Here is a 22,049-nt window from a genome sequence, read left to right on the forward strand (position 1 = left end):
CCTTATTATAATAATAACGTATTATAGCGTTACAACAACCCCACACGCATCTAATAAATTCATTAATTCTTTTCCTTGTTTTGTTTTATTTAATTGCCAATATACCATCAGGTAGCTTTTTAATAAATAATCATAATCAGGTAGCGATAAAATTTTTAAAATAGATTCTGCTTGTTTTATTTCATTCCGATCATATGCTAATTGTTGAAACAAAATAGCCGCTAATTGTGTTGCCTTGGTTGCTCTTCGTGCTGGGTTCGCATCATAAAAAGTGTGTATGCACTCTTCTAAAGCGCGCTGTTTGTCCCAGTTTTGCCAATCTTTAAAAAAATTGAATGCGTATTGTTGCCCATTTTCAAAATGAGAAAGAAGATGACCTTCTTTATTGACACTTTCCAACATAAATAACATGGCTGGAATACTCGCTTCTATATTGGCCCAGGAACAATTACCCACCCGTTGCCTCCGAATCGGTAAATTCGTCATGTAAACTAAATCTAAATACTGCTTTATTCGCTTGTTCAAAAATTCACGCGATTGACGCCTATACATTAATTGTTTACAAAACGCTTCATTAAAGGCATAAAGATTTCGACAGGCATAAATAACGATACTCCCTTCATGACACGCATTTTCACCGCGATCGCAACGAACTAAAAAGTTTTTATATTTAATGAATGTGATCACATGACCTTCATAAGCAACGGGTAATAACAATAATTCTTGATTCAGTAAATCATTAATAGATTCTGTATAATTCTTAATGTTTATCGTATAACGTTGATATTTGAGTAGCGCCTGCGCATTAGAAAATGCGCGTATTAATTTCTGAACGTTTTCGAAGTAAGGTCGTAAATGACGTGATGAAAAATGATTTTGATAGCGTCGCAACGAATTGAATATAACATCGAGTGTAAACTCTAAAAAAAAACCTTCGTAGTTCATTTCGATAAACTGTTCGTTCGCATTAACAATATCCACCTGACCTAACAATTCATAACGATGACCGAGCAATTTCGCTTGTATAAAATCTTGGGCAAAGCTTAATTGAGCACCATAGCGATAAAGAAGTTTTTTTAATTCACGTTGTTGTCTGAGCAAAGGGTAAACTAAGACAGGCTGGCCTGCAAACGTGTACGCATTCGCATTCGCATGATGGGCAAGCAGTAATTCACATAAAGAAAGATTATGATTATCGACAGCCCAATGCAATGCAGTGCGCCCTGTTGTATCGACATTATCGATGTCTGCACCATATCTTAATAATAGCGCGACGATGTCGTCCTTATTCGCAATGGTTGCTTCGATTAATGGTGAAAATCCATATTCATCGATTTCTTCTATATCCGCACCCGACTGTATAAACCGTTCGACTCCAGATAATGTGCCAAATAAAATCTCATGTGCAAACGTATGATTCATTATCGACTAAGCGTTACATTTTTAGTGGCGCCCAAACCCAAATTTTTTTGTAATCGTAGTTGATTTTCAAGTCGTTTTTCAGGAAATCGTTTTATAGCTTCACGATTGTCTGCAGGAATCGCATTTATTGAAGGATCATCACCACTAAACTGTTGGCTCTGTGCTAATAAGGGGTGCATTTTTGGCGTTTCGTTAAAACCTGTTGCGCATAACCCTTTTTTACCGAGTAAATGATTTGGATCCTCGGTATCCGGGCAAATGCCAAATTTTTTTTGCCCGTCTAGGCGTTCGCGACGCTCTTTATTTAATAGGGCGTTTAAATAGGCGAATAAGGTTTCGACACTCAATGTAACCTGTCCTGTACCGCTATCACTTTCATCGTCTGGGTTCATGACCGTATCACTCTCGTCGTGATACGAGCGGGAATGGGAATGCTGCTCAATCACTTCTGTAAGTATATCTTGCTCTAAAGAAAGATTTTTTTTATTGGGATTTGCCATCGCTTTTTTTCATTGATTACTTGCTTTTTATTGTAAACAAAAACAGTTTGTTTTACAAAAAATCAATTAAAAAATGGCTATTTTTCAGCGTGAAGATAATTTTTAATCATAAGTTCTGCAATTTGTATCGCGTTTAAAGCAGCGCCTTTACGAATGTTATCCGCGACTATCCACATATCTAAACCCAATGGATGGGAAATATCTTCACGAAGTCGACCCACCATGACATCATCACTCTCTGGGAGCGAAAAAGGTGTTGGGTACCCATTATTTGCAGATTTATCAAGCACACAAACACCCGCGGCTTTTTTTAATAACTGCTTAGCCCTTGCTATACTTATTTTTTGCTTTGTTTCGATATGTACCGCTTCTGAATGGCCATAAAATACCGGCACGCGTACAGCAGTCGAATTGATCTGAATTTCTTTATCCGATAAAATTTTTTGTGTTTCCCAGACCATTTTCATTTCTTCCCGGGTGTATCCATTTCCTTCAAAGACGTCGATCTGTGGAATCACATTAAATGCAATTTGTTGTGTCAATGCGTGAGGTTTTTTTATAGGCAATCCATTTAATAATTGAGTTGTTTGCTGAATTAATTCTTGGAAAGCCCTTTTGCCTGCTCCAGAAACGGATTGGAAAGTCACTACATTAATACGTGCGATGCCAACGGCATCATAAATCGGTTTTAATGCGACAAGCATTTGTATCGTGGCACAATTTGGATTTGCGATAATGAGACGTTTTTTATAACCTGCTAACGCCTCAGGATTCACTTCAGGAATGACAAGCGGGACGTCCTTGTCGTAACGATAATGAGCGGTATTATCAATCACTAAGCAGCCATTTTTAATCGCCTCTGGAACATATTGAGCAGAAATTGCCGAACCTGCGGTAAAGAATGCGATATCCACGTGTTTAAAATCAAAATCGGCTAACTGTGTTACGCATAACGCATGTTTATTAAACATCATTGTTTCGCCGGCCGATCGTTCGCTAGCCAGTAAATAAAGCGTATCAACCGGAAATTTTCGTTCCTGTAAAATAGCGAATACCGATTGCCCCACCAAACCTGTTGCACCAACGAGTGCCAAATTAAAATGCTTTCTCATAACACATTAATTGCTCTTGAGTTAATAAAAATACTTCCGCTTCGCCCTGTTCAAATTCTAGCCAGAAAAAAGGGATGTGCGGATAACGTTTGATCAACGCATTTTTGCTATTCCCTACTTCTACAATTAAAATACCTTTTTCTTTTAAATATTTTTTTGCCTCTTTAAGAATTTGAATAACACCGTCCAAACCGTCTTTCCCTGCCGCTAACGCGGCTCTCGGTTCATGCCGATATTCTAAAGGTAAACACATAAAATCTTCTGCATCAACATAAGGCGGGTTACTCATAATAATATCGTAACGTCGTCTTTTTAAATTTTGAAAAAAATCAGAATAAATTAAGTTGATTTGACCCTGTCGCTTATGAATTTTCACATTCACTGCGGCGACTTTAAGTGCATCTTTAGAATGATCAACCGCATCAACGCGCGCTTCTGGAAAAGCATAAGCACATGCAATCGCAATACAACCACTCCCTGTCCCCAGATCAAGAATAGTGTGAATTTTTTTGGTATTTTCAATCCAAGGATTCAGTTCAGACTGGATTAATTCTGCGATAGGTGAGCGCGGAATAAGTACGCGATCGTCAACGTAAAAAGCCAATCCTGCAAAATACGCTTCATTCACCAAATAAGCGGTCGGGATACGTTCTTCCACGCGTTGTCTTATATTTTCTATTAACAATCGGCGTTCAGCAAGCGTCAAACTCGATGCTAAAAAAAAGGAATTTAACTGTGGTCCACATTTTAACGTGGATAATACTAAGTAAACAATTTCATCCCATGCATTGTCAGTGCCATGACCATAATGAAGATTCGCTTGATTAAATTGCGTATAACCCCAGCGTAATATATCCTGTAAATGTCTAAATTCGAGTAATGCAGCCTTAAGCTCATCATTAGGTATGCGATAAGATAATTTAGCCACGAATTTTTTAAAATTGATTTAGAATTCTTCCCATTTAAACATAGGCTCTATTGAGAAACAATCACAACGATAGGTGGAAAAATAACATTGCGTTACGTTAAAAATAAACGAGAGGGATAATGGACGTGAAAAAAAAATTATCCGACTTACCCATCATTGATAACAGGCTCAATCAGCTCTTTACAAAAGATTCACATAAAATAATTAAAGAATTACTTCACTTATTTCTAAAAGAAACACCACAATTACGCGCAGAAATCAATCTCGCTTTTCAAAACAAGCAGCAAAAAAAACTTGAATCAGCCTTGCATAAGCTCTTGGGATCATGTGCTTATTGCGGGCTCATTCGACTTAAGTACAGCCTTCTTGTCTTAGAAAAGGCAATCAAAAAAGGAGATTACTCGAACGTACTCTTGGAACAATTTAACCGTGAATTACAGGAAACCCTGGATAAAGCAGACGAAGTCGTTCACTCTAAATAAACAGGTTCGTTGTGTTTTTACCCCGCTTATGCCGATACCTCGACAGGACGAGCTTCATTTTTTTCAGCACGTTCTACCAGTTCCACCATCGCCATAGAAGCAGAATCGCCAACCCGATATCCACATTTCAGTATTCGTAAATACCCCCCCGATCGTTTTTTAAATCGTGGGCCTATATTGTTAAATAGCAATGCGACCGTTTCTTTATTACGTAAACGACTAAATGCCAAACGTCTTTTAGAAACAGTGTCTTCCTTTGCTAACGTAATGAGCGGCTCAGCAATTCGACGAAGTTCTTTGGCTTTTGCCAACGTTGTACGTATCATTTCTTTTGTGAGCAAGTCGCTAACCATGCTTCGAAACATTGCTGTCCGATGGCTCGACGTTCGCCCTAATTGACGGCCTGCATTAAGATGACGCATAACTCGCTACCTTTTAGTTAATCTTATTAATATCTTCCGTTTTCTCTAATTTTCCAGTTTCTTCAGTGGCTTCTAAGGATTTTTTTAAAGAAGCGAGCTGCTGAATAGGTACTTCCATGCCTAAAGAGAGCCCACGTTTTTGTAAAGCAGTTTTAATCTCCCATAAAGAAACCTTTCCTAAATTTGGCGTAGACAGCAGCTCTGATTCAGTTTTCGTCACTAAATCAGCAATACGATAGATATGTTCTGCTTTTAAACAATTAGCGGCCCGCACAGTTAATTCGAGCTCATCAACGGGAAGTAATAACATCGGGTTGATATCAACAAACTCATCGACTACTTCTTCTTCTGTTTCATGTTTAAGCTCAACGAAAGTACGCAATTGTTCTTGAATGATCGTTGCTGCGCGCCGTATTGCTTCTTCTGGATCAATAGTACCATTCGTTTCGAGATCAATCACTAATTTATCCAGATCCGTGCGTTGTTCTACACGTGCATTTTCTACTGAATAGGTTGCGCGTAATATAGGATTGAAACGTGCGTCAAGTTGTAAAGCTCCGACTTCACTTACAAAACGCTCATCGGCTTTACGCAACGATGCAGGTTGATAGCCACGCCCTCTAGCCACTTTCAGCGTCATTTTAAATTCTTTGGGTTTTGTTAGATGTGCAATAACAAAGTCCGGATTTTTAACTTCAATATCACTGGGTAGAGTAATATCACCCGCACAAACAGGGCCCACTGTATTTTTAATTAACTCAAGCGTGACTTCTTCTTTTCCATGCATCTGAAAAGCAACACCCTTTAAATTGAGTAAAATATCAATAATATCTTCCTGAACACCTTCTAAGCTACTATATTCATGAAGTACGCCTTCGATTTTAGCTTCCACAACTGCACAACCCGGCATAGAAGATAACAAAACACGACGTAAAGCATTTCCCAAGGTATGGCCAAAACCCGCCTCAAAAGGTTGTAAAGTAATCAGTGACCGGTTCGGTGCAATCGTTTGCACTTCAATGGTTTGAGGCGTTAAAAATTTCTTAACATTCGTCGACATGGGTTACCTTCTTACTTAGAGTAATACTCAACGACTAAATTCTCATTAAATTCTAATGGTAATTCACTTCGCTCTGGAATTAACTTAAAGACCCCCTGTAACTGAGTAGAATCTACATCTATCCAAGCCGGTTGAGGTTTTTGTTTGGTGAGTTCTATTGCTGCTTGAATACGCGTTTGAGACTTACTTTTTTCCTTTATCTCAATAACATCACCGACCTTAACTTGGTAAGAAGGGATATTAACAATAGTCGAATTAACTTTTACGGCTCGATGAGAAACCAACTGTCTTGCTTCAGCACGCGTCGACGCAAAACCCATCCGATAGACTACGTTATCCAAACGACATTCTAACAATTTAAGAAGATTTTCGCCTGTAATCCCTTTGCGCTTAGAAGCCTTTGTGTAATAAAGGCGAAATTGTCTTTCTAAAATACCATAGGTATGCCGAATAAGCTGTTTTTGCCGCAGCAATACACCATACTCAGATAATCGTCCTCGCTTTGCAGGCTGCATACCAGGAGGCGTAGCCAACTTACATTTGCTATCGAGTGCACGTATACCACTTTTTAACTGTAAATCAGTTCCCAATCTACGCGCTAATTTACAAGTCGGACCTCGGTATCTAGCCATTAAATTCTTTACTCCCAATTATTAATATAGTAGTCTTCATTTTAAAGTTTTTTTCTTTCGTTTCACCCAACGTTTCACCCAATTTTAATAACACTGGAAACTTATTTTTTCAGCTTCTTATTGATCTAACTAAAGAAACATAACCATTTTGCCTATACACGACGCCGTTTGGGCGGTCGGCAACCATTATGAGGCACGCCTGTAATATTCAAGATTTGAGTAACCTCAATATCCTTATTTTTTAAAGCCATTATCGCTTGCTCAGACCCTTGACCTGGCCCTTTAATTCTCACTTCAACGCGTCCTAAATTATGTTTATATTTTGATTTATACTTATCGACTGCTTTTTCAATCGCTTTTTCGAAAGCGACTCGAGCCGCAAAAGCCGTGCCTTTTTTAGTCCCTTTAAAATCACACGCTCCCGCTGAGGATATCCCTAAAGTATCCCCTCCTTTACGGATACAAATAATCGTATTATTAAAAGAGGTGCTCAAATGAACGATTGCATCGGGAACAATCTCTTTACGCTTACGATGCGACCCCGCCCTCTCAGCCATCGTTAATTGCTGCGATGCATGTAAATTGTAATCTGCCATATTAGTAAATACCCACAAGTATGCCTTTCTCTGTTAAAACGCGGTTCAATCTTTACGAATCATTTTACGAGGACCTTTCCGTGTACGCGCATTCGTGCGGGTACGTTGACCACGAACAGGCAAGCCCCGACGGTGCCGAATGCCTCTATAACAGCCCAAATCCATTAAACGCTTGATGCTAATAGAAACTTCGCGACGTAAGTCACCCTCTATTTTGTACGTAATAATCTTCTGTCGTATGGCATCTAATTGTTTCTCTAAAAGGTCCTTCACTTTCGTCTCCGGTGAAATATTGAGACCCTTACATATTTTTAAGGCACGAGAACGACCTACGCCATAAATGGCGGTTAACCCTATGACGACATGTTTATTTATTGGTATATTGACACCGGCTATTCGAGCCATTTTTCACTCCAAACCCTTAAATTTAAGATACTTCAGAAGGCGCAGTAGGGTATCCCACTCTTGAAAAAAAATCAATAACATTTACAGAAAATTGTCTAAATTAGTATTTCGCATCCGCATTCATAATGTAAGCGATTATGACAGGCATAACACAAACAGGGTGGAGGCGCACTTTAAGCATTCTATTAACCTTGTCGTTGCTTATGACGTGCTTCAGCAGAACAAATTACCCTTAGTTTTCCTTTTCGTTTAATAATCTTACAATTTCGACAAATTTTTTTAATCGATGCTCTAACCTTCATAATAACCTCTAAAATTTAAGCGCCTACGTCTACTCACCCGTTTTCAAAAAAATGAAGCTCACCGCATAATCCTCTATTTTTAATAAAGACCAGACGACGATCCACCACCTAAACCCTTCAAATTAGCCTTTTTAAGTAATGATTCATACTGATGTGACATCAACAAAGATTGAACCTGCGTCATAAAATCCATGATAACAACAACTATAATTAATAGGGAAGTCCCGCCAAAATAAAAAGGGACGTGCCAAGTGAATATCATAAATTCAGGTAATAAAGCAACCAAAACTAAATAAAGACTCCCTATTAATGTAAGCCTCGTCATCGTTGTATCGATGTAACGAGCACTTTGCTCACCCGGTCTTATCCCAGGAATAAAAGCACCTGATTTTTTTAAATTATCTGCCGTTTCCCTTGGATTGAAAACTAAAGCGGTATAAAAAAAAGAGAAAAATATAATTGCTGCAGCAAATAATAAAATATAAAGCGGCTGGCCTGGTGATAACCAAAAACTCAGTTTTCCTAACCAACCCATTCCTTTTAGATTAGCGAACCAATTGGCAAAAGTTCCTGGCAACAACATAATACTCGAAGCAAATATCGGTGGAATAACACCCGCCATATTGATCTTTAACGGCAAATGACTCGTTTGCGCACTATAAATTTTTCGTCCTTGTTGGCGTTGTGGATAATTAACCGTAATACGGCGTTGACCTCGCTCCATAAATACAACAAACGCCGTTACCAAAAGAATAACCGCTAAAATACAAAGTAAGGTTAAAAATTGGACCTGGCCCTGCCTAAATTGCTCTAAAGACTTTGCCATGGCAACCGGTAGACCTGAGACAATTCCGGAAAATATTATCAATGAAATGCCATTGCCAATGCCATGCTCCGTTATTTGCTCACCTAACCACATTAAAAACATTGTGCCTGTCACTAACGTAATCGTTGCAACAAAGTAAAAGAAAAAACCTGGATTTAAAACAACGTGATTACCGACCAACCATTTGGCCATACCCACCGCTTGAACGAAGGCCAAGAGCGCTGTCCCATATCGCGTATACTGATTCAATTTACGTCGTCCAGATTCCCCTTCTTTCTTTAACTCTTCTAACGCGGGCGTGACTGCTGTTAAAAGCTGAACAATAATAGAGACTGAAATATAGGGTAAAAGACCTAAAGCAAAAACAGTAAAGCGTGAAAGCGCCCCCCCAGAAAACATATTAAAAAGACCTAAAATACTATTGCTCTGATGACTGAATAGATCAGCTAAACGATGCGGATCTAAACCTGGAACAGGGATATGCGCGCCAATACGATAAACAATCAATGCAAGCAAAACAAAAAGTAAGCGGGCTTTAAGCTCGCTAAACCCACTATTAGGTGTACGTACTCCCTTATTTGAAGCTGAAACGAGACGGTTGATTTTATCCATCTCTATTAAGCCGTCTCAACACGGCCACCGGCAGCTTTAATTAATGCTTCTGCTCCTTTAGTGAGTTTTATACCTTTTATAGTCAGTGCCTTTTTCAGTTCCCCGGTTGCGATGAGCTTAACTTCCTGAATCGTTTCGGGGACTAAGTTAAACGATTTTAGAACGTTAATATCAATAATGGTAACGTCATCTTGTTTTATCTTATTTAAAACATCAATACGTAGCGATAAGGAATGGGCCGACGTCGCTGTAAAACCAAACTTAGGTAACCGTCGTTGCAAAGGGGTTTGGCCACCTTCAAAACCGAGTTTATGAAAGCCTCCCGCACGTGCACGTTGCCCCTTATGGCCTCGGCCGCAGGTTTTTCCAGACCCAGAACCTATTCCTCTTCCTACCCGTTTGGCAACCTGCTTGGATCCGGTCGCTGGCTTTAATGTATTCAGATACATCGTTACATTTCCTCAATTTTTAATAAGTAAGCTACTTTTTCAACCATGCCACGGATCGAAAAATTATCTTTCACCTCAACGACCTGGTTTATTCGCTTTAAACCTAAAGAGTGGACGGTAGCAATATGACGAGGTAAACGACCCGAAATACTACTCACGAGTGTTAAGCGCAATTTTTTTTCTAACATCTGTACTTATCCTCGCTATTCGTAAATTTCTTTAATCGATTTTCCACGTTTATCTGCAATCATTTCCGGTGTAGACATACTCGATAAAGCTTTTAGTGTTGCGCGTACAACGTTAATTCGGTTTGAGGATCCAATAATCTTAGCAATGACATTTTTAATACCGAGGACTTCAAAAATCGCACGCATTGGGCCCCCAGCGATTATACCGGTTCCTTCAATAGCCGGAAGTATAATCACTTTCGTTGCACCATGTCGACCTATCAATGGATGAAATACCGTGTGATTATTCAATTCGACATAAAGCATATCCCGCCGCGCTTTTTCGAGTGCTTTTTGCATCGCAACAGAAACTTCTCGAGCCGGACGTTTACTAAAACCTATTCGTCCTTTACCATCACCTACAACAACCCCTGCTGCAAAACTAAAAATACGTCCGCCTTTAACGACTTTAGCATGACGATTAACCGCAATTAATTTTTCTTGCAAACCATCACTTTTTGTTGATTGATCAAAACTCATCGATGAATAACCTTTTAATTAAAAGGGCAATCCGGCTTCCCGGGTCGCCTCTGCCAACGCCTTAACACAGCCATGATACTTAAAACCTGAACGATCAAAAGCAACCCGATTAATTCCTGCCGCTAATGCCCGCTTTGCAACAAAATCACCCACGAGCTTCGCTGATTTAATATTGCTTCCTCTTGTACCCAACGCCCTAATTTCTTTATCAAGTGTAGATGCACTGGCTAATACTTTATCCCCGTGATCTGCAGATATGATAATTTGCGCATAAATATGTTGAGAAGTACGCGCAACACACAAACGGGCTACGCCTAACTGACGTATCTTAGCACGTGTCTTTGTTGCTCTGCGTTTTCGTTTTAACTTCTTATCTAACATGCCCACCTCATATTAACTATTTTTTCTTCGTTTCTTTCAATTTAATACGCTCATTCGCATAACGCACGCCTTTTCCCTTATAAGGTTCTGGTGGACGATACTGACGTATTTCTGCTGCAACCTGACCGACTAATTGCTTGTTAAAACCCTGTATTATAATTTCGGTAGGCGTTGGTGTTGTTATTGTAATTCCTTCTGGAATTTCATATTCCCTAGGATGTGAATAACCCAACACGAGATTTATTTTCCCCCCTTGCACACTCGCGCGATAACCCACACCGACTAACTGAAGCACCTTCTTAAAACCTGTGACGACACCCTCAATCGCATTCGCGATATGAGCACTGGTTGTTCCTGCTAAAGCATCTGCTTGTGCAGTTGACTCTCTCGGGTTAACCTGTAATGACTTCTCTTTAATCTCGACATTAATCTCTTTGGGGAGTTTTAAATTTAAGGTTCCCTTGTTGCCCTTTACAATTAATAACCTATCATCCAGTGTAACATGAGCATCGCCGAAATTTATTGGATTTTTTGCAATTCTTGACATACAAATCTTTACCTCGTGTTTTATTCGACGATAGCGATGACTTCACCGCCTTGACCTATAGCACGCGCAGCTCTGTCTGTCATTAAGCCTTTCGGAGTAGAAACAATAGCAATTCCTAAACCAGCAACCACTTTAGGTAACTCATTTGCCGCACGGTAAAAACGTAAGCCGGGACGACTAATCCGCTTTAACTTTGCAACAACGGGCTTATTTAAATAATATTTTAAAAAAAGTGTCAGCGATGATCTTGAATTTTGGGCTTCGCATTGATAATCATTGATATAGCCTTCCTCTTTTAATAACTTAGCAATCGCTAACTTAATTTTTGATGAAGGCATGGATACCGTTGGCTTTTCAACCGCCTGGGCGTTTTTTATTCTACAGAACATATCTGCGATAGGATCTTGCATAGTCATATGTAAATTTCACCTTACCAACTTGATTTAACCAATCCTGGAAGCTCGCCCTTCATGGCATAAATTCGGAGCATATTTCGAGACAAACCAAAATGACGATAAACACCACGCGGCCTTCCTGTTAAACGACAACGATTTCGCAGTCTCACCGGCGAAGAATCACGCGGTAAAAGCTGAATTTTTTGTTGCGCCAACCACTTATCCTCATCCGATGAAGCCACGCTATTAATAATCTTTTTTAATTCTGCGCGTTTTAGCGCATATTTTTTTACGATGATTTCGCGCTTCTTCTGTCGCATAATTACACTTTTCTTCGCCATAAAAATTAATTCTCTTTAAATGGAAACTCAAATGCAGCTAATAATGCCTGCCCTTCTTTGTCCGTCTTTGCTGTTGTCGTAATCGTAATATCCATCCCTCGTAATGTATCAATTGTATCGTATTTAATTTCAGGAAACACAATTTGCTCACGTATCCCTAAACTGTAATTTCCACGGCCATCGAATGAGCGCGGACTAAACCCGCGAAAATCTCGAATTCGAGGTATCGCAACACTAATTAACCGATCTAAAAATTCATACATACGGTTTTTACGTAAAGTGACTTTACAGCCAATAGGCCAATCTTCACGAATTTTAAACCCCGCATTAGACTTCTTTGCCTTTGTAATCACCGGTTTTTGAGCGGCAATTAATGTCATATCGGATACCGCTGAATCAATCATCTTCTTATTTGAAGCGGCTTCACCTACACCCATATTCAGTGTAATTTTTATAATACGCGGAACTTCCATAACACTCTTATAAGAAAATTCTTGTTTTAGTTGTTTGAGCACCGTGTTTAAATAATATTCTTTTAACCTTGCCATTAAATAATCTCACTTATCAGATATCAACCCGCTCATTATTAGATTTAAATATTCGCACCTTTTTTTCATTGTCTACTATTTTTATTCCCACTTTATCGGCCTTTTTCGTTATGGGGTTATAGATCGCCACATTGGTCAAATGGATAAAAGCCTCACGCGTTACAATACCCCCCGTTACATTCTTTTGTGGATTCGGCTTAACGTGCTTTTTGACAACGTTAATCCCTTCTACACGCGCGGAATTTTTGGAAACGTTAATCGCCAGGACCTTACCTTGTTTACCTTTATCTTTACCCGTTAAGACAATAACTGTATCACCCTTCCTAATTTTACGCATTTGCTCTACCTTATAATACTTCAGAAGCCAAAGAGATAATTTTCATAAACCGTTCGGTACGTAGTTCTCTGGGAACAGGACCAAACACACGCGTACCTAAAGGTTGCAACTGCGCAGTCAATAAAATAACTGCATTACTATCGAAACGGATTACGCTACCGTCGCCTCTACGCACTCTTTTTTTCGTACGAACGACAACAGCATGCCACACTTCTCCTTTTTTCACTTTCCCTCGCGGGACAGCATCCTTTACACTCACTCGAATAACATCCCCAACACCTGCATACCGCCGTTTTGATCCGCCCAATACTTTAATGCACATAACACTACGCGCGCCACTATTATCAGCCACTGCTAATTCTGTTTGCATTTGTATCATAATAAATTCCCCTATCCTGCTATTCCGCTATCCGAACGAGGTCGCTGATTAACTGATTTTTCAACTACTTTTAAAAGTGTCCACGCTTTTCGTTTTGAAATCGGACGGCCTTCCTGAATAAGGACAGTATCACCTTCAAAACAAGAATTTTCAGGATCATGCGCCAGAATTTTACTGCTTCTCTTCAAGTATTTTCCATATTTAGGATGCTTTTCTCGGCGAACGATTAAAACATTAATCGTTTTATCCATCTTATTACTGATGACTTGACCCATCAAGGTTCGATTCACTTTACTCGCTTGGCTCATATTTTTTGGCCCATAGTAGTTTCATGTAAAATAGTGAGTGATCGCGCTAACATCCGCCTAACCACCTTCAATCGATGTGTTGCCGTCAATTGATGCGTCGCATGTTGCGCTTCTAATTTAAACTGCTCCTGTCCTAATTTAAATATTTCATCCTTCAGTAAATCAGGAGATAAACCTCGTAATTCTTTTTTATTCATTAAAGCACCGTCCGCGTAACAAAGTTCGTTTTCATCGGTAATTTAGCGGCTGCTAATTTTAAAGCAACTTTCGCAATATCAGCCGATATGCCTTCCATCTCAAACAAAACGCGTCCCGGCTGAATAACGGCTACCCAATATTCAACACTACCCTTCCCTTTACCCTGTCGAACTTCTAACGGTTTCTTCGTAATAGGCTTATCTGGAAATACTCTAATCCAGACTTTTCCACCCCTTTTTATGTGTCGCGTTAACGCGCGACGGGCCGCTTCAATTTGTCTGGAAGTAATAAATCCTGCAGCCGTTGCTTTCAAACCATACTGTCCAAAACTAATCTCTGCACCTCGCGTAGCGATACCGCGATTACGACCTTTAAATTGTTTACGATATTTTGTTCGCTTGGGTTGCAACATAATATTTTCCCAACTTTACCTATTTTTAAATATTATTTTAACGCGCAGCTTCATCTACAATTTCTTTATTCACAGTAGGATTCACAGCAGTTCTCGTCGGTGGCGATTGACGCCTACGACTATAATGCTTTTTCTTATTTCGGTCATCCAGGAATTGCGTCTTAGCCTCTGCTGTTTCTAAACTCGAAATTTTTGAACGATCAAAAACTTCACCTTTATAAATCCAAACTTTCACACCTAATTTTCCATAGGTTGTCTGTGCCTCAGCAAGCGCATAATCAATATCTGCGCGAAACGTATGTAAGGGGACACTTCCTTCTTGATAGCGCTCACTTCGTGCAATTTCCGCACCACCTAACCGACCTGCAACAGTAATTTTAATTCCAAGCGCACCTAATCTTAAAGCAGTTTGCACCGCTCGCTTCATCGCACGACGAAACATAACGCGCCGCTCTAACTGCTGAGCAATATTTTCTGCAACCAATTTCGCATCCAACTCAGGCTTTTTTACTTCAAGGACAGAAAGTCGTACGGGCACTCGCATAATTTTTTCTAATTGATCTCTCAACTGATCGATATATTCACCTTTTTTCCCGATAACAACTCCTGGTTTAGCAACGGAGATAGTAATTTTCGATTTTCTAGCAGCTCGTTCTATTTGTATGGATGAAACACCCGCCTGAAGCAGCGCTTTTTCTATTAATTTACGCGCACTCAAATCATAGTAAAGATTATCCGCATACTCACGTGATTTTTTTGCATACCACCGTGCTGTTGATGTTCGGGTAATGCCTAAACGAATTCCAACAGGATTTACCTTATGGCCCATAATCAGTTTTTCTCCCCGTTATCATCTGAAACTTTTACAGTAATGTGACAAGTTGGCTTTAAAATACGATTACTTCGGCCTTTGGCTCGTGCGTGCATACGCTTCAATGTGGGCCCTTGATCAATAAAAATAGTGGATACTTTTAACGTATCAATATCTAAACCTGCATTATGTTCAGCATTTGCCATGGCTGACTCTAGAACCTTTTTTATAGCACTTGCATTTTTTTTGGCGCTCATAGCCAATACTTGTAGTGCCTTTTCTACCGTTAAGCCACGTACTTGATCTGCTACTAATCGGCACTTTTGAGGTGACAACCGTGCATATTTTAAATGTGCTGCAACTTCCACTTTTTCTAAACCTCATTAACTATTTTTTTTCGTCTGCGCCTTTGGCTTTCTTATCCGCTGTTCGATGACTACGAAACGTTCGCGTGATTGAAAACTCTCCTAATTTATGACCGACCATGTTCTCTGTTAAATAAATAGGAACAAAATCGCGACCATTATGAACGGCTATCGTCAAGCCTATCATCTCTGGCAAAATCATAGCACTACGCGACCACGTTTTAATGGGACGCTTAACGTTAGACGCTTGAGCTGCCTGCACTTTTTTTGATAAGTGCTCTTGTATATAGGGACCTTTTTTTACTGAGCGTGGCACGAATAACACCTCATTACTTTAAAAATTATTTCTTTTTACGCCGTTGCAAAATCATCTTATTATTACGCTTATTCCGTCTCGTTTTGTAACCCTTTGTTGGAAGACCCCAAGGACTTACTGGATGTCGACCACCGGACGTTTTACCTTCACCTCCGCCATGAGGATGATCAACAGGATTCATCGCTACTCCTCTGACCGTAGGACGAATCCCACGCCAACGAGACGCGCCAGCCTTCCCTAAAGACCGTAAATTATGATCATTATTACTAACAACGCCTATGCTTGCTTTACATTCAACGGGAACTTTTCTTAGCTCGCCTGAGCGCAAGCGTATAGTAGCATAATCTCCCTCACGTGCAATGAGCTGTACCGATACGCCTGCGCTACGTGCCAATTGGGCGCCTTTATTGGGCTTAAGCTCAATCGCATGTAATATCGTTCCCACAGGAATGTTGCGCAAGGGAAGTGAATTGCCGGGGCGAATCAAAGCCTCTGAGCCAGAGGTTACAGGCATTCCTACTTTAAGTTCATTCGGTGCTAAAATATAACGACGCTCACCATCGGGATAAAGTATTAAAGCAATATGCGCACTTCGATTCGGATCGTATTCTATTCTTTCAGCGCGCCCTGTAATTCCTTCTTTGTCACGTTTAAAATCAATCAAGCGATACTGCTGCTTATGCCCTCCTCCCTGATGACGTGTCGTTACTCTGCCTCGGTTATTACGTCCCCCTTTCTTTGGTTTTGACGTTAACAGATGACTGTATGGTTTACCTTTATAGAGACCAACTTTAGAAACCTCAACGACGAAGCGACGACCTGGCGAAGTTGGATTTGCTTTTCTAGTAGACATAATACTTAATTCTCTCTATTTTGTTCCGGTAAAATCGATATCAAAGCCTTCTTTCAAACTGACATAAGCTTTTTTCCAGGCTTTGCGATAACCTTCAATTTGCTTAAAACGACGAAGCTTCGGTTTTACATTCAATAATTGGACTGCATTTACTTTAACATTAAACAACGATTCTACCGCGTGTTTAATTTCCGACTTACTCGCATTTTTTGACACCTTAAAAACAAATTGACGATATCTATCAGCAATCTTTGTTGATTTTTCTGATAAATGCGGCCTTACGATAATCTTAAACCGACGTAAACGTTGAGTGAGGGCAGTATTCATCATGCTAATAACTCCTCAATTTGTTTTAAAGCAGTAGCTGTTATTAATACCTTTTGGCAATCGATTAAACCAACCGGGTTAATCGCTTCTACATCCGTTAACTCAACATGCGGTAAATTTCTTGCTGCCAAGTAAGTCACTTCATTTACTTCTTCAAGAACAATAAGAATTTTTTGGGAAATGTTAAGCGATTGAAGCAGTGCAACTAAATCACGCGTTTTAGGTTTTTCTATTTCAAAGGACTCTAAAACAACAAAACGATTTTGCCGCAATAATTCTGAACAGATCGAGCGAATGGCAAAACGATACATTTTCTTGTTGATTTTTTGCGTAAAATCCTGCTTGCTTGCGGCAAAAGTAACCCCACCGCCACGCCACAACGGGCTTCGTATTGTTCCTGCCCTTGCACGCCCCATCCCTTTTTGTTTCCAAGGCTTTCTTCCGCCACCGCGGACCGCAGAGCGATTTTTTTGAGCCCGCGACCCTTGTCGTCCCCCGGCTAAATAAGCCGTAACGACTTGATGTACTAAAGGCTCATTAAAACGACAGCCAAACACCGTTTCTGATAACTGTAATTCTTGATTCACACCACTCTTTGTTAGTAAAGCCACTTGCATAAAGCCATTCCAAAAATTTATGTTTTTAAATTAATCTCTCGCAAAGGAGATTAACCTTTATTCTGCTTATTTTTCTTTCTTACTGCCTGTTTAACAATAACCTGCCCACCAGGCGCCCCAGGAACGGCTCCCTTTATGTGTAGCAAATGCCTTTCGGTATCGATCCTAACGATTTCTAAGGACTGTACGGTACAACGTCGATTTCCTAATTGCCCACACATCTTTTTCCCTTTAAAAACTCGCCCCGGTGATTGACGTTGACCAATAGACCCTGGTGCGCGATGTGAAAGCGAATTACCATGTGTAGCATCTTGCGTCGAAAAATGATATCGCTTCACTACACCTGCAAATCCCTTCCCTTTATTCGTTCCCGTCACATCGACATAGGTCCCTAACTTAAATAGCTTATCAATAGTCATTTCCATTCCTAAAGAGATGCCTTTAAGAAACTCGTGATCTTCTTCAGTGATTCGAAGCTCCCAAAGATTTATTCCCGGCTCAACAGCGGCCTTAGCAAAGTGTCCTGCTTCAGCCTTATTCAGGCGAGATGACAATTTTTTTCCCGTAGTGACTTGAATAGACTCATAGCCATCCCGCTCTTTCGTCTTAATTTGAACCACACGATTCGGTTGTATTTCAATAAGGGTGACGGGTATAACTGTACCATTTTCTGCATAAAGCTGCGTCATGCCACACTTTCGACCGATTAAACCCATTGTCATAACTAAATACCTTCACTAAATTTAGCTTTTTAATACATTATTTATCTTTTTTATCACTCATCGTTCTGAGCTCAATACTTACCTCTGAAGGCAAATCGTCCAAACGTTTCAGTGCATCGGCTGTTTTATCCGTCGAAGCATAGACATCAATTAAACGTTTATGCGTCCGAATTTCGTATTGATCACGTGCATCCTTATCCACATGTGGTGAAATGTTAATGGTTAATTTCTTAATCCTCGTCGGTAAGGGTATAGGACAAATAATCGCACCCGTCCGTTTTAATGAGCTAACAATCTTTTCAGTTGCTTTATCAATCAAACGATGGTCAAAGGCATGTAGCACAATACGAAAATCTTGACTTTGTAACGACATAACAATTTCCTACTGACCTTAGGCCTTTTTACCTTTTTTAATAAGCTTAGAAACGACACCCGATCCAACCGTTTTACCACCTTCACGAATAGCAAAACGTAAACCTTGTTCCATCGCAACACCGTATTCATTCATCAGCGTCACTGTTATCTTGACGTTATCACCCGGCATTACCATTTCAGAACCTGAGGGAAGTTTAATCGTCCCTGTCACATCCGTTGTTCTGAAATAAAACTGCGGTTTGTAGTTATTCATAAATGCGGTATGACGCCCACCTTCTTCTTTTGTCAAAACATAAATTTCTGCTTCAAATTCTGTCCACGCTTCTACCGTACCTGGTTTTGCTAACACTTGACCCCGTTCTACATCCTCGCGCTTCAACCCTCTGATAAGCGCACCAATATTATCGCCCGCTTCACCTTGATCCAGTAATTTTCGGAACATTTCAACACCGGTTACCGCAGTATCTTGTACTGCTCTTAAACCAACAACCTGCACCGCATCACCTACTTTAACAACACCGCGCTCAACACGACCGGTAACCACTGTACCACGACCTGAAATAGTAAAAACATCTTCGATAGGCATTAAAAAGGGCTTGTCCGTGTCACGAACAGGCTCTGGAAAATATTCATCCATCGCTTTAATCAACGCAAACACTCCACCGCCTTCACAATCACCTTCCAAGGCTTTCTTAGCCGATCCACGAATAACAGGGATATCATCACCTGGAAATTCATATTTAGAAAGCAATTCTCTAATTTCCATTTCAACTAAATCTAATAATTCCGCATCATCCACCATGTCACATTTATTCATAAACACGACGATATTTGGCACACCAACTTGTCGTGCTAACAATATGTGCTCCCGAGTTTGAGGCATAGGACCATCGGCCGCACTGACCACTAATATCGCGCCATCCATTTGCGCAGCGCCGGTAATCATGTTCTTCACATAATCGGCATGGCCAGGACAATCCACATGCGCGTAGTGTCGTTTTTCGCTTTCATATTCGACGTGTGAAGTTGAAATGGTAATACCCCGTGCTTTTTCTTCGGGAGCCTTATCAATTTTATCAAATGCAATGGCCTCTCCACCAAATTTATCCGCCATGCATTTAGTAATTGCTGCCGTTAAAGTGGTCTTACCATGATCAACGTGGCCTATAGTTCCCACGTTAACGTGGGTTTTATTTCGCACAAACTTTCCAGTGGCCATAATTTTTACCTCAATATCTATTTAATGACTATCATCTTTTTTTCGAATAATACTATCCGCAATCGTTGCGGGCGCTTCGTTATATTTACCAAACTCCATCGTATAAGTAGCACGTCCTTGAGTCGCTGAGCGCAAGTCGGTCGCATAACCAAACATTTCCGAAAGCGGGACTTCAGCACGTATCATTTTACCCGCACCTGCGGGTAATTCTTCCATTCCTTGTAAAATACCACGACGGCGATTCAGATCACCCATCACATCACCCATATATTCTTCAGGCGTTACCACTTCAACCTTCATAATGGGCTCTAATAAAACCGGAGATGCTTTGCGTGCACCTTCTTTAAACGCCATAGAACCTGCTATTTTAAAAGCCATTTCGCTCGAATCGACATCATGATAGGTACCATCAAACAGTGTTACTTTGACATCGACAACCGGATAGCCTGCTATCACACCATTTTCTAATTGCTCTTTTATTCCTTTATCAACAGCGGGTATATACTCTCTAGGAACAACACCACCCACGATAGCATTTTCAAACTCATAACCCTTACCGGCTTCTAATGGCTCTAATTTTATCCATACATGGCCATATTGACCACGACCACCACTTTGACGAACAAATTTTCCTTCCTGCTCTACAGGCTTACGTATTGTTTCGCGGTACGCTACTTGAGGCTTTCCTACATTCGCTTCAACGCTGAACTCTCGCTTCATTCGATCAACGATAATTTCTAAATGCAACTCACCCATACCTGAAATGATAGTCTGCCCTGATTCCTCATCAACTCGCACGCGAAAAGAAGGATCTTCTTGAGCCAGTTTACTGAGCGCTATAGACATCTTTTCTTGATCGGCCTTGGTTTTAGGCTCTACCGCAACTGAAATGACGGGCTCAGGAAACTCCATACGTTCTAATGTAATAATATGGTTCATCTCTGAAAGCGTATCCCCTGTCGTGGTATACTTCAAACCCACTGCAGCAGCAATGTCCCCTGCGCGAACTTCTTTTATCTCTTCGCGCGTATTCGCATGCATCTGAACAATACGACCGATTCTTTCTTTCTTCGATTTAACCGGGTTGTAAACGGTATCACCACTTTTTACAACACCTGAATAAACGCGAAAATAAACGAGGGAACCCACAAAAGGGTCGGTTGCTATTTTAAACGCAAGCGCAGCAAAAGGCGCTTCATCGACAGGTGGTCTTTCTGCAAGTGTTTGTTCGGCATCATCCAGTATCCCTTTAATCGGGGGAACATCATTAGGCGCAGGTAAATATTCGATAACTGCGTCTAACATCGCTTGGACACCTTTATTTTTAAAAGCAGAACCACAAAGTACAGGAACAATTTTATTATCTAACGTCAGTACGCGTAGCGCCTTTTTAATTTCATCGAGCGTAAATTTCCCGCCATTTAGATAGCGCTCTGTCATTTCTTCAGAAACTTCAGCAACCGTTTCAATTAATTTTTCATGCCACGCTTGACATTCCTCTTTGAGCGCATCGGGTATCTCCTGATATTCAAAGCGCATACCTTGCGTATTTTCATCCCAATAAATCGCTTTCATCTGGACTAAATCAATCACGCCTTCAAAATTTTCTTCTGCGCCTATTGGAATATGAAGAGGAACGGGCCGCCCTCCTAAACGTTTTTCTATCTGCTCAACAACACGCAAAAAATCAGCCCCTGCTCTATCCATTTTATTGACAAAAGCAAGGCGGGGCACCTGATATTTATTGGCTTGACGCCATACCGTTTCCGACTGAGGCTCAACACCACTCACGGCACAAAAAACAACACACGCACCATCCAGCACACGTAATGACCGCTCTACTTCAATAGTAAAGTCAACATGCCCTGGCGTATCAATAATATTAATACGATGCTGAGGGAATTGATGCGCCATACCGTCCCAAAAACAGGTTGTCGCAGCAGAGGTAATCGTAATACCACGCTCCTGCTCTTGAGCCATCCAATCCATAACCGCTGTACCTTCATGAACCTCGCCCAGCTTATGTGATACACCGGTATAAAATAAAATTCGCTCTGTTGTTGTTGTCTTCCCCGCATCAATATGGGCGATAATGCCAATATTTCGATAGCGCTCTATGGGTGTTTGTCGATCCACGTTCAGT

At 40.5% G+C, this 22,049-nt stretch carries 35 protein-coding genes; 1 reads left to right on the plus strand and 34 read right to left on the minus strand.

The features are described from left to right. Positions 1-21 precede the first annotated feature (21 nt). The 4 genes from ankH to prmB form a co-directional block, all read right to left on the minus strand. Positions 22-1,422 (minus strand): Dot/Icm T4SS effector AnkH/LegA3, encoded by a 1,401-nt coding sequence (ankH, locus tag RICGR_RS04850; protein WP_006035296.1) that lies wholly within the window; start codon positions 1,420-1,422, stop codon positions 22-24. Next, positions 1,422-1,922, minus strand: coding sequence for a hypothetical protein (locus RICGR_RS04855; RefSeq protein WP_006035940.1), 501 nt, complete (start codon positions 1,920-1,922; stop codon positions 1,422-1,424). Before RICGR_RS04855 ends, ankH begins: the two co-directional genes overlap by 1 nt. A gap of 77 nt (positions 1,923-1,999) precedes the next feature. Continuing rightward, positions 2,000-3,034 carry an aspartate-semialdehyde dehydrogenase gene (locus tag RICGR_RS04860; RefSeq protein ID WP_006035157.1) on the minus strand — a complete coding sequence of 345 codons (1,035 nt, stop codon included), beginning with the start codon at positions 3,032-3,034 and terminating at the stop codon, positions 2,000-2,002. Then, positions 3,018-3,962, minus strand: coding sequence for a 50S ribosomal protein L3 N(5)-glutamine methyltransferase (gene prmB / locus RICGR_RS04865; protein WP_006035987.1), 945 nt, complete (start codon positions 3,960-3,962; stop codon positions 3,018-3,020). Before prmB ends, RICGR_RS04860 begins: the two co-directional genes overlap by 17 nt. Before the next feature lie 125 nt (positions 3,963-4,087). Between prmB and RICGR_RS04870 the strand changes: the two genes are divergently transcribed. After that, positions 4,088-4,444: an Hpt domain-containing protein gene (locus tag RICGR_RS04870; protein WP_240992228.1), complete on the plus strand. Its 357-nt coding sequence runs from the start codon at positions 4,088-4,090 to the stop codon at positions 4,442-4,444. 26 nt (positions 4,445-4,470) lie between these two features. Here the strand turns inward: RICGR_RS04870 and rplQ are convergent, their stop codons facing one another. The 30 genes from rplQ to fusA form a co-directional block, all read right to left on the minus strand. Then, positions 4,471-4,866 (minus strand): 50S ribosomal protein L17, encoded by a 396-nt coding sequence (rplQ, locus tag RICGR_RS04875; RefSeq protein ID WP_006035703.1) that lies wholly within the window; start codon positions 4,864-4,866, stop codon positions 4,471-4,473. A 13-nt stretch (positions 4,867-4,879) separates the two neighbouring features. Beyond that, positions 4,880-5,926, minus strand: coding sequence for a DNA-directed RNA polymerase subunit alpha (locus tag RICGR_RS04880; RefSeq protein ID WP_006035706.1), 1,047 nt, complete (start codon positions 5,924-5,926; stop codon positions 4,880-4,882). Between the two features lie 11 nt (positions 5,927-5,937). Beyond that, on the minus strand, positions 5,938-6,558 hold the full coding sequence (gene rpsD / locus RICGR_RS04885) for a 30S ribosomal protein S4 (protein ID WP_006034930.1): 621 nt from the start codon (positions 6,556-6,558) through the stop codon (positions 5,938-5,940). A gap of 152 nt (positions 6,559-6,710) precedes the next feature. Continuing rightward, the gene (gene rpsK, locus RICGR_RS04890) at positions 6,711-7,154 is read right to left on the minus strand and encodes a 30S ribosomal protein S11 (RefSeq protein ID WP_006035483.1); all 444 of its coding nucleotides are present in this window, start codon (positions 7,152-7,154) and stop codon (positions 6,711-6,713) included. A gap of 45 nt (positions 7,155-7,199) precedes the next feature. Beyond that, positions 7,200-7,559 carry a 30S ribosomal protein S13 gene (rpsM, locus tag RICGR_RS04895; protein WP_006034685.1) on the minus strand — a complete coding sequence of 120 codons (360 nt, stop codon included), beginning with the start codon at positions 7,557-7,559 and terminating at the stop codon, positions 7,200-7,202. A 185-nt stretch (positions 7,560-7,744) separates the two neighbouring features. Further along, positions 7,745-7,861 carry a 50S ribosomal protein L36 gene (rpmJ, locus tag RICGR_RS07720; RefSeq protein WP_006034926.1) on the minus strand — a complete coding sequence of 39 codons (117 nt, stop codon included), beginning with the start codon at positions 7,859-7,861 and terminating at the stop codon, positions 7,745-7,747. A 79-nt stretch (positions 7,862-7,940) separates the two neighbouring features. Continuing rightward, positions 7,941-9,299: a preprotein translocase subunit SecY gene (gene secY, locus RICGR_RS04900; RefSeq protein WP_006035528.1), complete on the minus strand. Its 1,359-nt coding sequence runs from the start codon at positions 9,297-9,299 to the stop codon at positions 7,941-7,943. A 5-nt stretch (positions 9,300-9,304) separates the two neighbouring features. Continuing rightward, the gene (gene rplO, locus RICGR_RS04905; protein ID WP_006035961.1) at positions 9,305-9,748 is read right to left on the minus strand and encodes a 50S ribosomal protein L15; all 444 of its coding nucleotides are present in this window, start codon (positions 9,746-9,748) and stop codon (positions 9,305-9,307) included. Positions 9,749-9,750: 2 nt separating this feature from the next. After that, complete coding sequence (gene rpmD / locus RICGR_RS04910) at positions 9,751-9,936, minus strand: 50S ribosomal protein L30 (protein WP_006035373.1); 186 nt, start codon at positions 9,934-9,936, stop codon at positions 9,751-9,753. 15 nt (positions 9,937-9,951) lie between these two features. Then, positions 9,952-10,455, minus strand: a complete 504-nt coding sequence (rpsE, locus tag RICGR_RS04915) for a 30S ribosomal protein S5 (RefSeq protein WP_006035328.1) — start codon at positions 10,453-10,455, stop codon at positions 9,952-9,954. A gap of 18 nt (positions 10,456-10,473) precedes the next feature. Beyond that, positions 10,474-10,836, minus strand: coding sequence for a 50S ribosomal protein L18 (gene rplR, locus RICGR_RS04920; protein ID WP_006035492.1), 363 nt, complete (start codon positions 10,834-10,836; stop codon positions 10,474-10,476). 16 nt (positions 10,837-10,852) lie between these two features. Continuing rightward, positions 10,853-11,383: a 50S ribosomal protein L6 gene (gene rplF / locus RICGR_RS04925; RefSeq protein ID WP_006034847.1), complete on the minus strand. Its 531-nt coding sequence runs from the start codon at positions 11,381-11,383 to the stop codon at positions 10,853-10,855. Between the two features lie 20 nt (positions 11,384-11,403). Then, positions 11,404-11,793, minus strand: a complete 390-nt coding sequence (gene rpsH, locus RICGR_RS04930) for a 30S ribosomal protein S8 (RefSeq protein WP_476705462.1) — start codon at positions 11,791-11,793, stop codon at positions 11,404-11,406. 20 nt (positions 11,794-11,813) lie between these two features. Further along, entirely contained in the window at positions 11,814-12,119 is a 306-nt protein-coding gene (gene rpsN, locus RICGR_RS04935) for a 30S ribosomal protein S14 (RefSeq protein WP_006034689.1), read from the minus strand. Positions 12,120-12,124: 5 nt separating this feature from the next. Further along, positions 12,125-12,667: a 50S ribosomal protein L5 gene (gene rplE, locus RICGR_RS04940; RefSeq protein ID WP_006035701.1), complete on the minus strand. Its 543-nt coding sequence runs from the start codon at positions 12,665-12,667 to the stop codon at positions 12,125-12,127. 16 nt (positions 12,668-12,683) lie between these two features. Next, a complete protein-coding gene (gene rplX, locus RICGR_RS04945; RefSeq protein ID WP_006035113.1) occupies positions 12,684-13,004 on the minus strand; it encodes a 50S ribosomal protein L24 in 321 nt (106 codons plus the stop codon). A 10-nt stretch (positions 13,005-13,014) separates the two neighbouring features. Continuing rightward, positions 13,015-13,383: a 50S ribosomal protein L14 gene (gene rplN / locus RICGR_RS04950; protein WP_006035044.1), complete on the minus strand. Its 369-nt coding sequence runs from the start codon at positions 13,381-13,383 to the stop codon at positions 13,015-13,017. Between the two features lie 11 nt (positions 13,384-13,394). Next, entirely contained in the window at positions 13,395-13,691 is a 297-nt protein-coding gene (rpsQ, locus tag RICGR_RS04955; RefSeq protein WP_006035837.1) for a 30S ribosomal protein S17, read from the minus strand. After that, positions 13,688-13,888 (minus strand): 50S ribosomal protein L29, encoded by a 201-nt coding sequence (rpmC, locus tag RICGR_RS04960; RefSeq protein WP_006034744.1) that lies wholly within the window; start codon positions 13,886-13,888, stop codon positions 13,688-13,690. The genes rpsQ and rpmC overlap by 4 nt, the downstream gene beginning before the upstream one ends. After that, positions 13,888-14,301 (minus strand): 50S ribosomal protein L16, encoded by a 414-nt coding sequence (rplP, locus tag RICGR_RS04965; RefSeq protein ID WP_006035874.1) that lies wholly within the window; start codon positions 14,299-14,301, stop codon positions 13,888-13,890. The genes rpmC and rplP overlap by 1 nt, the downstream gene beginning before the upstream one ends. A gap of 37 nt (positions 14,302-14,338) precedes the next feature. Further along, positions 14,339-15,130 carry a 30S ribosomal protein S3 gene (gene rpsC / locus RICGR_RS04970; protein WP_006035388.1) on the minus strand — a complete coding sequence of 264 codons (792 nt, stop codon included), beginning with the start codon at positions 15,128-15,130 and terminating at the stop codon, positions 14,339-14,341. Between the two features lie 2 nt (positions 15,131-15,132). After that, positions 15,133-15,480, minus strand: a complete 348-nt coding sequence (rplV, locus tag RICGR_RS04975) for a 50S ribosomal protein L22 (protein ID WP_006034746.1) — start codon at positions 15,478-15,480, stop codon at positions 15,133-15,135. Between the two features lie 19 nt (positions 15,481-15,499). After that, positions 15,500-15,793 (minus strand): 30S ribosomal protein S19, encoded by a 294-nt coding sequence (gene rpsS, locus RICGR_RS04980; RefSeq protein ID WP_006035123.1) that lies wholly within the window; start codon positions 15,791-15,793, stop codon positions 15,500-15,502. Positions 15,794-15,818: 25 nt separating this feature from the next. Next, positions 15,819-16,646, minus strand: a complete 828-nt coding sequence (gene rplB / locus RICGR_RS04985) for a 50S ribosomal protein L2 (RefSeq protein WP_006035969.1) — start codon at positions 16,644-16,646, stop codon at positions 15,819-15,821. Positions 16,647-16,661: 15 nt separating this feature from the next. Continuing rightward, the gene (gene rplW / locus RICGR_RS04990) at positions 16,662-16,976 is read right to left on the minus strand and encodes a 50S ribosomal protein L23 (protein ID WP_006035839.1); all 315 of its coding nucleotides are present in this window, start codon (positions 16,974-16,976) and stop codon (positions 16,662-16,664) included. Beyond that, positions 16,973-17,590: a 50S ribosomal protein L4 gene (gene rplD / locus RICGR_RS04995; RefSeq protein ID WP_006035258.1), complete on the minus strand. Its 618-nt coding sequence runs from the start codon at positions 17,588-17,590 to the stop codon at positions 16,973-16,975. The genes rplW and rplD overlap by 4 nt, the downstream gene beginning before the upstream one ends. A gap of 50 nt (positions 17,591-17,640) precedes the next feature. Beyond that, positions 17,641-18,312 (minus strand): 50S ribosomal protein L3, encoded by a 672-nt coding sequence (gene rplC, locus RICGR_RS05000; protein ID WP_006035688.1) that lies wholly within the window; start codon positions 18,310-18,312, stop codon positions 17,641-17,643. Between the two features lie 37 nt (positions 18,313-18,349). After that, complete coding sequence (rpsJ, locus tag RICGR_RS05005) at positions 18,350-18,685, minus strand: 30S ribosomal protein S10 (protein ID WP_006034896.1); 336 nt, start codon at positions 18,683-18,685, stop codon at positions 18,350-18,352. An 18-nt stretch (positions 18,686-18,703) separates the two neighbouring features. Continuing rightward, entirely contained in the window at positions 18,704-19,906 is a 1,203-nt protein-coding gene (gene tuf / locus RICGR_RS05010; protein WP_006034718.1) for an elongation factor Tu, read from the minus strand. Positions 19,907-19,927: 21 nt separating this feature from the next. Next, positions 19,928-22,048, minus strand: a complete 2,121-nt coding sequence (fusA, locus tag RICGR_RS05015; RefSeq protein ID WP_420806106.1) for an elongation factor G — start codon at positions 22,046-22,048, stop codon at positions 19,928-19,930. Between the last annotated feature and the right edge of the window lies 1 nt (position 22,049).

It is taken from the genome of Rickettsiella grylli (assembly GCF_000168295.1).
GTDB classification, from domain to species: Bacteria; Pseudomonadota; Gammaproteobacteria; order Diplorickettsiales; family Diplorickettsiaceae; genus Aquirickettsiella; species Aquirickettsiella grylli.

Excerpts from the sequence above, each read along its gene's own strand:
- tuf (WP_006034718.1), bottom strand. The coding sequence starts at position 19,906 with ATGGCCACTGGAAAGTTTGTGCGAAATAAAACCCACGTTAACGTGGGA.
- rpsH (WP_476705462.1), bottom strand. The coding sequence starts at position 11,793 with ATGCAAGATCCTATCGCAGATATGTTCTGTAGAATAAAAAACGCCCAG.
- rplN (WP_006035044.1), bottom strand. The coding sequence starts at position 13,383 with ATGATACAAATGCAAACAGAATTAGCAGTGGCTGATAATAGTGGCGCG.
- RICGR_RS04860 (WP_006035157.1), bottom strand. The coding sequence starts at position 3,034 with ATGAGAAAGCATTTTAATTTGGCACTCGTTGGTGCAACAGGTTTGGTG.
- rplC (WP_006035688.1), bottom strand. The coding sequence starts at position 18,312 with ATGACAATGGGTTTAATCGGTCGAAAGTGTGGCATGACGCAGCTTTAT.
- ankH (WP_006035296.1), bottom strand. The coding sequence starts at position 1,422 with ATGAATCATACGTTTGCACATGAGATTTTATTTGGCACATTATCTGGA.
- rplW (WP_006035839.1), bottom strand. The coding sequence starts at position 16,976 with ATGATGAATACTGCCCTCACTCAACGTTTACGTCGGTTTAAGATTATC.
- rplE (WP_006035701.1), bottom strand. The coding sequence starts at position 12,667 with ATGGCAAGGTTAAAAGAATATTATTTAAACACGGTGCTCAAACAACTA.
- rpsM (WP_006034685.1), bottom strand. The coding sequence starts at position 7,559 with ATGGCTCGAATAGCCGGTGTCAATATACCAATAAATAAACATGTCGTC.
- rpsK (WP_006035483.1), bottom strand. The coding sequence starts at position 7,154 with ATGGCAGATTACAATTTACATGCATCGCAGCAATTAACGATGGCTGAG.
- rpmD (WP_006035373.1), bottom strand. The coding sequence starts at position 9,936 with ATGTTAGAAAAAAAATTGCGCTTAACACTCGTGAGTAGTATTTCGGGT.
- rpsC (WP_006035388.1), bottom strand. The coding sequence starts at position 15,130 with ATGGGCCATAAGGTAAATCCTGTTGGAATTCGTTTAGGCATTACCCGA.
- rpsJ (WP_006034896.1), bottom strand. The coding sequence starts at position 18,685 with ATGTCGTTACAAAGTCAAGATTTTCGTATTGTGCTACATGCCTTTGAC.
- RICGR_RS04855 (WP_006035940.1), bottom strand. The coding sequence starts at position 1,922 with ATGGCAAATCCCAATAAAAAAAATCTTTCTTTAGAGCAAGATATACTT.
- rpsN (WP_006034689.1), bottom strand. The coding sequence starts at position 12,119 with ATGGCGAAGAAAAGTGTAATTATGCGACAGAAGAAGCGCGAAATCATC.
- rplF (WP_006034847.1), bottom strand. The coding sequence starts at position 11,383 with ATGTCAAGAATTGCAAAAAATCCAATAAATTTCGGCGATGCTCATGTT.
- rpsD (WP_006034930.1), bottom strand. The coding sequence starts at position 6,558 with ATGGCTAGATACCGAGGTCCGACTTGTAAATTAGCGCGTAGATTGGGA.
- rpsQ (WP_006035837.1), bottom strand. The coding sequence starts at position 13,691 with ATGAGCCAAGCGAGTAAAGTGAATCGAACCTTGATGGGTCAAGTCATC.
- secY (WP_006035528.1), bottom strand. The coding sequence starts at position 9,299 with ATGGATAAAATCAACCGTCTCGTTTCAGCTTCAAATAAGGGAGTACGT.
- rplX (WP_006035113.1), bottom strand. The coding sequence starts at position 13,004 with ATGCGTAAAATTAGGAAGGGTGATACAGTTATTGTCTTAACGGGTAAA.
- rpmC (WP_006034744.1), bottom strand. The coding sequence starts at position 13,888 with ATGAATAAAAAAGAATTACGAGGTTTATCTCCTGATTTACTGAAGGAT.
- rplO (WP_006035961.1), bottom strand. The coding sequence starts at position 9,748 with ATGTATCTGAATACATTAAAGCCAGCGACCGGATCCAAGCAGGTTGCC.
- rplQ (WP_006035703.1), bottom strand. The coding sequence starts at position 4,866 with ATGCGTCATCTTAATGCAGGCCGTCAATTAGGGCGAACGTCGAGCCAT.
- rpmJ (WP_006034926.1), bottom strand. The coding sequence starts at position 7,861 with ATGAAGGTTAGAGCATCGATTAAAAAAATTTGTCGAAATTGTAAGATT.
- RICGR_RS04880 (WP_006035706.1), bottom strand. The coding sequence starts at position 5,926 with ATGTCGACGAATGTTAAGAAATTTTTAACGCCTCAAACCATTGAAGTG.
- rplR (WP_006035492.1), bottom strand. The coding sequence starts at position 10,836 with ATGTTAGATAAGAAGTTAAAACGAAAACGCAGAGCAACAAAGACACGT.
- rplP (WP_006035874.1), bottom strand. The coding sequence starts at position 14,301 with ATGTTGCAACCCAAGCGAACAAAATATCGTAAACAATTTAAAGGTCGT.
- rplB (WP_006035969.1), bottom strand. The coding sequence starts at position 16,646 with ATGTCTACTAGAAAAGCAAATCCAACTTCGCCAGGTCGTCGCTTCGTC.
- rplD (WP_006035258.1), bottom strand. The coding sequence starts at position 17,590 with ATGCAAGTGGCTTTACTAACAAAGAGTGGTGTGAATCAAGAATTACAG.
- rpsE (WP_006035328.1), bottom strand. The coding sequence starts at position 10,455 with ATGAGTTTTGATCAATCAACAAAAAGTGATGGTTTGCAAGAAAAATTA.